The organism is Microvirga sp. GN3 (genome assembly GCF_055792825.1).
Map to the genome: position 1 here is coordinate 1 of NZ_JBVVAK010000246.1, position 8417 is coordinate 8417.

The 8417-nt window shown below is 59.6% G+C and carries 7 protein-coding genes; 6 read left to right on the plus strand and 1 reads right to left on the minus strand.

Annotation, left to right across the window (positions count from 1 at the left end; translation table 11 throughout):
- Positions 1–698, plus strand: a 698-nt coding sequence (gene minD / locus ACS5Q1_RS44985; RefSeq protein ID WP_473104302.1) for a septum site-determining protein MinD, incomplete at its 5' end; no start/stop codon positions are given.
- A gap of 124 nt (positions 699–822) precedes the next feature.
- Here minD and ACS5Q1_RS44990 read toward each other — a convergent pair.
- On the minus strand, positions 823–987 hold the full coding sequence (locus ACS5Q1_RS44990) for a hypothetical protein (protein ID WP_473104303.1): 165 nt from the start codon (positions 985–987) through the stop codon (positions 823–825).
- 831 nt (positions 988–1818) lie between these two features.
- On the opposite strand from ACS5Q1_RS44990, the gene ACS5Q1_RS44995 reads away from it, so the two are divergent.
- The 5 genes from ACS5Q1_RS44995 to ACS5Q1_RS45015 form a co-directional block, all read left to right on the plus strand.
- Positions 1819–2055, plus strand: a complete 237-nt coding sequence (locus tag ACS5Q1_RS44995) for a hypothetical protein (protein WP_473104304.1) — start codon at positions 1819–1821, stop codon at positions 2053–2055.
- Positions 2056–2496: 441 nt separating this feature from the next.
- On the plus strand, positions 2497–3030 hold the full coding sequence (locus ACS5Q1_RS45000; protein WP_473104305.1) for a helix-turn-helix domain-containing protein: 534 nt from the start codon (positions 2497–2499) through the stop codon (positions 3028–3030).
- Complete coding sequence (locus ACS5Q1_RS45005; RefSeq protein ID WP_473104306.1) at positions 2975–3601, plus strand: PIN domain-containing protein; 627 nt, start codon at positions 2975–2977, stop codon at positions 3599–3601. Before ACS5Q1_RS45000 ends, ACS5Q1_RS45005 begins: the two co-directional genes overlap by 56 nt.
- A gap of 354 nt (positions 3602–3955) precedes the next feature.
- On the plus strand, positions 3956–5146 hold the full coding sequence (locus tag ACS5Q1_RS45010; RefSeq protein ID WP_473104307.1) for a hypothetical protein: 1191 nt from the start codon (positions 3956–3958) through the stop codon (positions 5144–5146).
- A 590-nt stretch (positions 5147–5736) separates the two neighbouring features.
- A partial coding sequence (locus tag ACS5Q1_RS45015; protein ID WP_473104308.1) for a Tn3 family transposase occupies positions 5737–8417 on the plus strand: 2681 nt, incomplete at its 3' end.

The following is an 8417-nucleotide window of genomic DNA, read 5'->3' on the forward strand; positions in this document are numbered from 1 at the left end:
TTGATGTCGGCCTGCGCAATCTGGACTTGGTCATGGGGGCCGAGCGACGGGTGGTCTTCGACCTGATCAATGTCATCAGAGACGAGGCCAAGCTCGCACAGGCGCTCATCCGCGACAAGCGCCTCGACAGGCTGGCTCTCCTGGCAGCGTCGCAGAGCCGCGACAAGGACAGCCTGACCGAAGATGGGGTCGCGAGCGTCATCACTGAGCTGCGGCAGCAGTTCGATTGGGTGATCTGCGACAGTCCGGCCGGGATCGAAAAAGGAGCAACCCTGGCGATGCGGCATGCAGATGTGGCTGTCGTTGTGGTCAATCCCGAGGTATCCTCGATCCGCGATGCCGACCGCATCATCGGCATGCTCGATGCCAAGACGGCCAGGGCCGAGCGGGGACAGCGCATCGACAAGCATTTGCTTCTCACTCGCTATGATCCGTCCCGAGCCCGGCGCGGTGAAATCATGACGGTGGAGAACGTGCTGGAGATCCTGGCCATCCCGCTTCTGGGCATCATCCCAGAGAGTGGAGAAGTGCTTCTGAGTTCCAATGTTGGCGCCCCGGTGACCCTGGGCAGTCCGGGCAGTGCACCGGCTCAGGCCTACCTTGAAGCGGCGCGGAGACTGACCGGCGTGGATAGTGTCATCGTCGCAGCCGAAAGGCCGAGCCTGATCAGCCGGTGGTTCAACCGGACAGCCGCATAAGCCTCATCACCGTCGCAGAAGCGCTGACCGTACTTGTCCTACGCGCGGTTTCGACGGCTCACGGCGCTGGCCCTCCGCGCTGGAGAATGGACGCAATCTCGGGCCGGTTCCCTGTATGCTATTGTTAGGCATCGGATGGATTGACGACGCAGTCGAGCGAAGCCCAGATGGGGTCATCCAGCGCCTCGTCCCCGAGCCGGGTGGCGGTATAATCGACCAGTGAGTGCAGCCTCTCATGGCCCGGATGCGTCTCAAGAGCGTCGGCAAGCTCAACGCTGGCTCTCGACAAAGCCTGAAGGCCTATCCTCCAGGCTTCAAGACTAGAGCCTGCTCCGGTTCCTGCCGCTTTCTGTCGCCAGCCTGAACGACCATGACACCACCTTGTTTCGTAGGCGCTGCTTGCGCCGGACGGGGTGGCGCCTGCGGCGGAGTTGGAGGCAAGCTCCGGACGGAGCCGGTCTGGGATACGCTGTTCTGCGACAGACGGGCCGGGGATGAACTTGCATCAAGCGGCAGCCGGTCCGCGGGAACCTTCAACTGAGCCTGAGTTCGGCTCTGGGCAAGACGAGCGATCTCATCCTGGGCTGAACTGAGCTGAATGCGCAGCCGAGCCAGTTCCGCGGTTGCAACTTGGGATCGGTCCCGCTCCAGCAACAACTGCTTTTGGCCGTCTTGGAGTGTGGCGATTCGCTCCTGCAACTGCCGTTCGGTTTCAGCCGCGGATTGGCTCGAGACCGCAAGCATGCCCCATCCTGCAGTGGCTCCCAACCCGAGAATAACGGTCACAGCCCGCTGCCAGTTACCAAACAACGGTGCCAAGGTCCGGATCATGGGAACTCCTGCAATAACGAAACGTCAACGACTGAGGCAACTGCCTTCATGGGTCAGAATAGACGGGCCGACATGCTCATCACACGGGCCTTAGAGACGCTAAGGATAAGGTTATTCTCGTGACTCAATCATTAAGAGCCATTGGCGCGACACGACCAGGGCTCGTCTTCTCGCAGTGTTGCTCGTGCGGCCGGCAGCCCAGAGGCTCAAAGGTCACCGCGTATCGTCGCCAGCATCAAATCACCGACTTCTTATCAAAAATACTATCAGGCGCATGTTCGATAGCACCATGCCCGATGGCAACGTCGCTGATCGGGACAACAAGAAGCCGCGCCCCTCTATCCACATGCCCCGCCAGGCCTCGCGCTTGACGCTGATCGCATCCGATGTGAAGTTCGAGCAACTGCAGGACATCAACGGGGCCGATGCCGAGACAGGCTATGTGATTCAGGCTTCCGCCTTCGATGGGGATGGCGTGGCGCAAGATATGATCGGTTGCCCATGTCCAAAGCGCCGGAATCGATGATGAAATATGTCCCTGGAATCATTACAGCGCCCGATCCTCCCTAATAGGAATGGACTGTGGAGCCATATCTGCTCAAAACCGATATCGTCCAGGCTGAAGCTGTTCTCGTCGAGCCAAACCAGGTAGCAGTTCAGATCGTCGATGTAGGTGTCGATAGTACCGGCCAAGGCCCCGAGCTCGGTTGCCAGAGCTGAGCCAGCCGCTGATTGGTCCGCATGAGATCCTCCTGTGAGAGGATCCTGCCACGGCACCGGCTGCAGACTTCTTGTCAAAATGTTTGTTATGCGAAATGTTATAACGTCCAAAATATGATATGCTCCAGCGGTATCCGCTCGGGCCTTGATCTACTCAGAGCTGTGTTGAGGCCACTCTCCTCCTGCTGTCGTAGAACCGGAGCAGCACCCCTCTGCCGGGAACCAAGGGCAACCACGACCGTTGTTCATGACTATTTCGGATATTTCGTTTATTTCGAATATTGCAGTTATCATGACGGGTGCTATATCACGTTCTGAGCTGAGGGAGCCTGCTATGACGACATTGCTCGAACGACCTGTTCTGCCGAGTCCGCAGGATGCGGAACTGGCGCTCCAAGCCAGTCGCATGCTCGCAGCGTTCAGGCATGCTGACGCGAACCTCAAGGTGCAGCTCGATGATGGAAAGGTTCTGACACTGCCTCGGGCAGCAACGCACCTGTTGCATCATCTGCTCACAGAGATGGCGCAAGGGAATGCTGTCACCATCATCCCTGTTCATGCAGAGCTAACCACCCAAGAGGCCGCAGACCATCTCAATGTCTCACGACCCTATCTGGTCAAACTCCTCAACGACGGGAAAATCCCGTTTCGGATGGTGGGCACGCATCGACGGGTGAAGTTCAGCGACTTGGAAGTCTTCAGAAAGCAGGCCGAGGAGGCGCGCGGTGCAGCCATGGACGAGCTTGCAGCTCAGTCCCAGGAACTGGGGATGGGCTATTAAGACGTCCAGTTATACAGTCCTGCTCGATGCGTGTGTCCTTTACCCTGCGCCGCTGCGGGATTTCCTTATTGAGCTTGCGGCCGCGCGTCTGTTTCGCGCCAAATGGACATTGCGTATCCATGATGAGTGGATACGCAATGTCCTCAAGCAACGGCCGGACCTGACCCCCTCACAGCTGGAGCGGACCCGAGACCTCATGAACCAAGCCGTGCTTGATTGCCTTGTTGAGGATTACGAAGAACTCATTGAGGGCCTTCAGCTCCCAGACCCTGATGACAGACATGTGCTGGCGGCAGCCATTGCCTCAGCATCCGATGCCATCGTCACCTTCAACCTAAAGGACTTTCCGGTTGGGACCCTTCAAAAATACAACATCGAGCTCCAGCACCCTGATGACTTTCTGCATTATCAGTTCGGGTTGAACCACGCTGGCGTTGTGATTGCAGCGAAGAACTGCCGTGCCCGCCTGAGAAATCCTCCAAAGACCGCAGCGGATTACCTCGCTATTCTTGAGGCACAAGGCTTACCAAAGACTGTTGCAGAACTCAGCGAGTATGCGGACGTCATCTGATCAAGATACGCAGGCTGCACCTCTTACCTGGCGGTCCAGCAAAGACTTCCATCACCTGCTCTCTCTACGACCGTCAGATCGGGCCTTGTTCGAGACCTCAGTGCGACATGGGTCGCTAACGGCAAGGTTTCTTAGGAAGCTCAGCAAGGTACCCTGGATAGCATCAGCGAGGTCGCTTATCTGCCAGGATGGCATTGGTGACAGGTAGAATGCTTAGTCGCAGCACCTTGGAAATCCGCAGTGGAGGCGCTAAACGCCTCCCAATTCTGTGTCATGATTTTCTTGAAGGCTGCCGGGAGCCTTCAACCTTCGCGCCTTCAGAAAACTTTTGAACATCATTAAAGGACCAGCAGGATGCCGGGCATCGCACGTCAGTTCGAGCCGCAGATCACCCGTACCGGTGGAGCCCCCTCCAAGTACCGTTTCACCGCCCGATGCTCGGCGTGTCACAAGCCGGACACCTACGAGACCAGCAAGCCTGCCAGTGATGAGCTTGTCAAAGGCTACTTCAAGGATCGGGGATGGCTGCTCGGACGCGATCGGAGCTATGACCTGTGCCCGGCTTGCCTGGCGAAGCCTCGCGAAACTCAGCAGCCTCGCTCGTTCCACGAGGCTGGACGCTACAGGCCGCCAGAGGCTGCGAACCATTCGGATCGTCTGACAGTCCCAGCAGACAAGCGGTCCCGCGACACGGCTGACATCCTGGCCCGCCACTTGGGCAAGCCTGAAGCGCTCGCCGCGGAAGTCTTCAGATCCAAGCCCGTGCAGGCTCCTCGCGCATCCGCTTTGGAGACGTCCCAGCTGGCTGTGTCAGCCCCTGCCCTGCCACGCGAGGTAGAGCAGGCCCTGACCGGGATGGCTGCGGATCTGAAAGGCCTTTGCTCCACCCTGGAGCTCATGGCCGAACAGGTGAGCAAGCTGGTGGCTCTTGGAAGTCAGCAGATCGAGACCATCGCACGTCTGCCACCCCTGATGGCCCAATCCGCAGAAGGGATCTCTGGCGGCCTTCGGGATGTTGTCAGCGCGATCCGAACGATCCAAACCTCATCTCAGCCTGTGGAAGAGACGGCTCACGTTGAAGAACCGCTCACGCGAGAGACTGCCTCTGTCGAACCGCAGGATGTCGAAATCAGTTCAGAACCAGAGCTTCTGGTGGCATCCGGGGCAAAAGCGCCGGTGAGGCACAAGAGACGCTCGAAGCAGACTGCGGATGGTACCGGTAAGGCTGTATCCGCGCCCGTCGTGGTGCGGTCCATTCCAGATGCCAAGCGCCCGGACCGATTCTACACCTCCATCCGCGTGCCGCGTGAATTGTGGGACGAGGTGGGGTTTGGACCGGAAGACCGCCTGGTCCTCGATTGGAGCAGCAAAACATTGAGCATTCAGCGTGCGGCTGAGGGAGGTGTGAAGCCCAAATCGATTGGTGAAGCCGTTGTCGTTCTCCAATCGTGGAAGCTCGGTAACCTGAACTTCGATAAACCGAAAGTCACAAGAGCCGACGCCTCCCTACGCCTGGTAGCAGGATCTGGTACCAACAGAGATTGATCCCTCGGCGAAACACGTGAGCACCCCTTTAAAAACCCTGCTCCCAACAGGCGCGGTACCCTTGTCTCGCGCCAGGCGACGGCGAACTGGCTGAGCAACTCATAGCTAAATTCATCGAGAATTTCGGTTATCGTCGCGGGACAGCTCGACGTATAGGAGACATAAACGCGGGTGCCACTGTCCCAAATGCTGGTTCCAGCAGGAATGACCTCGCCAGGGGTGCTGGATAGCAATTCTAGTATGCCAATGCTGCCGTAGAGCATCTTGCAGGACATCCTTTGGACCTACCCCTCATCACCAGATCCGTCGAATTGGGGGCAGCGCAAGATGTGTTCCTGATTGAGCGCTAAGGTAGAACGAACCGGCAACCCACCGTCTTGTGCCAGCATTGAGCCCCATTTGCAGGCCTTGGGATACTCGACATCTCCAAGGATCGTGTCGCGCTCAAAGGCTCCTTCGAGGCACCACGGTAACGATACCCACGACCTATTATGTGGACAGACCGGAGCGCAACTATACCGGCCAACGGAACTCCGCACCTTTAAGGCTCGCCCTAACAACGGGTGATGCTGAAGAACGGGAGGCCCTGTATGGCGCGCCGGACGCTTCTGACCCCTGACGAACGCCAAGCCCTGCTCGGCATACCCGACGATGAGGAAAGCCTGATCCGACACTACACGCTGTCGGCGCAAGATCGCCTACAGGCCGAGGCTCGTCGGCGGCCTCATAATCAACTCGGTTATGCAATCCAACTTTGCCTGATGCGCTTTCCAGGCAGGATCCCGGGCGCGGGCGAGACCCCGCCTGCCGCAGTGGTCGCCTATGTGGCGGAACAACTGGGGATCGATCCCGGCGCCTTCGCACGCTATGGGCATCGGATCTGGACACGCTTTGCCCACAGCCGCCGCCTGGCTCAGTATCTGGGTGTCCGGACTGCGACGCGGGATGATCGTCGTGCGGCCCTTCTGGCCGCCGCCGAGGCAGCCAGTGCAACCGAAAGCGGTCTACCAATCATGACTGCGATCGTGACCGAGTTGCGCCGCCGGGGAGTTCTGCTCTTGCCGGATGCTGCCCTCGAGAAGATCGGCATCGCCGGGCGCGCCATTGCCCGTCAGAGGGCAGAAGCTGCCTTGCTGGAGGGATTAGCACCGGATCAGCTCGACAGCCTTGATACCCTCCTCATTGTTGATCCAGCAATCCAGCAGACCCGGCTTGCATGGCTGCGATCAGCTCCAGATGCGCCTAGCGCCGACAATCTAATCGGCCTCATGGACCGTCTGACATTTGTCCGCACACTGGCGATCGACCCCCAGCGGCAGGCGCGGATTCATCCGGAGCGATGGACCCAGATTGTGCGAGAGAGTGACGTCACACCCGCATGGCTGGTGGCCGACTTCGGCACCCGCAGACGACGAGCCACCCTTGTGGCCCAAGCCATCACCCTCGAACAGGCGCTGACAGACGCGGCCGTCACGATGTTCAACAAGCTGATCGGCCGGCTCTTCGCGCGAGCCAACGCGCGGCGAAAGCAGCGCTATGTGAATGCGCAGCAAGACACCACCAAGGTGCTGCGCCTGTTCCGTGACACCCTGCGCGCACTCGTCATAGCCAATGACACAGGCCGGAGTGCCATCGACGTTCTCGATGATGAAGTCGGGTGGAAGCGCCTGTTACAGGTACAGCCTGAAGTCGAAGCGATGGTGCGGGACGCCGACCCCAATCCACTTCTGCTGGCAGCCGAGCGCTACCACACCATCCGCAGGTACACAGCGCGGTTCCTGGAGGCGTTTACGTTCTGCTCGTCTCGCCGGCATGACTCTCTGCTGGCAGCCGTTGGGACGCTTCGGTCTCTGAATGCAACAAACCGGCGCACATTGCCGGATCGGGTGCCAGTAGGGCATCTCAGCACCAAGAGTCGTAAGCTGATCTTCATGGATGCCAAACCGGATCGCCGCCTCTATGAGATCGCGACACTGGCTGCCCTTCGGGATCGGTTGCGCTCCGGCGACATCTGGGTTGAGGGAAGCCACGCCTTCCGGCCCATGGACGAGCAGCTGATGCCGAAACCCGCCTTCGCCGCCCTGAAAGCCTCGGATGATCTCGGGCTCGGTGTGCCGCAGGATGCCGTCACCTACCTTTCCGAGGCCCGCCAGACGCTCGACTTCAACCTCAAGCGGCTCGCCTATCGCGCCCGCAACGGCAAGCTCGAAGGGGTCCGGCTTGAGGCCGGGCAACTCGTCGTTACTCCTCTGCCCGGCGACGTGCCCACCGCTGCCGAGGAGTTGAAGTGGGAACTGGCCGACATGTACCCGCTGATCGAGGTGCCTGATCTCCTGATGGAGGTTCATGCCTGGACCGGGTTTGCCGATCGGTTCACGCACATCCGTACCCAGGATCCACCGCGCAGCATTCCGGCCATGCTGGCCGGGGTACTGGCCGATGCGACCAATCTCGGCGCCAGGCGCAGGGCGTCCGCCTCGAAAGGGGTGAGCCCGCAGGAAATCGCCTGGAAGCGGATCTTCCATACCCGGCCTGAGACGTACAAACTAGCCCAGGCTTGCATCACTGACCAGCATGCCCAGCACCCTCATGCCGCTTTGTGGGGCGATGGCGCCACGGCCTCTTCGGATGGACAATTCTTCCAGGCCAGCGACCGCGCAGGTCAGCGCAGCGACATCAACCTGCATTACGGCAGCGAACCTGGTTCGAAGTTCTACAGCCATTTATCCGACCAGTATGGCTACTTCAGCATCCTGCCAATCAGCGCCACCGAGAGCGAGGCTCCCTACGTGCTGGATGGTCTGTTCGACCATGAGACGGAGCTCGATATCCAGGAGCACTTCACGGACACAGGTGGCGCGAGCGATCATGTCTTTGGTCTCTTTGCCCTGACAGGCCGGAGATTTGCTCCGCGCCTTCGTAATCTCAAGGATCGGAAGCTTCATACGTTCGAGAAGCCGGAGACCTATCCTGCGCTCCAGGAGCATATCGGCGTGCCGATCAACACCAGCCTGATCATGGAGTACTGGGATGACCTGCTTCATCTGGCGGCCTCCATCCAAACACGGACGGTCGCTCCCTCAACAATCCTCAAGCGGCTGGCGGCCTCCCGCAATCCCAGCCAGCTCGCACGGGCATTGCGTGAGCTCGGCCGCCTCGAGCGCACCCTGTTCATGTATGTTACTTGGAATCCGGCTGAGCTGGTCGGGCCGCGAGTCTGGGGGCGTCGATGCCGTCCAAGTCGATCGAGGAGCGATTTCCCGCGCTGGCC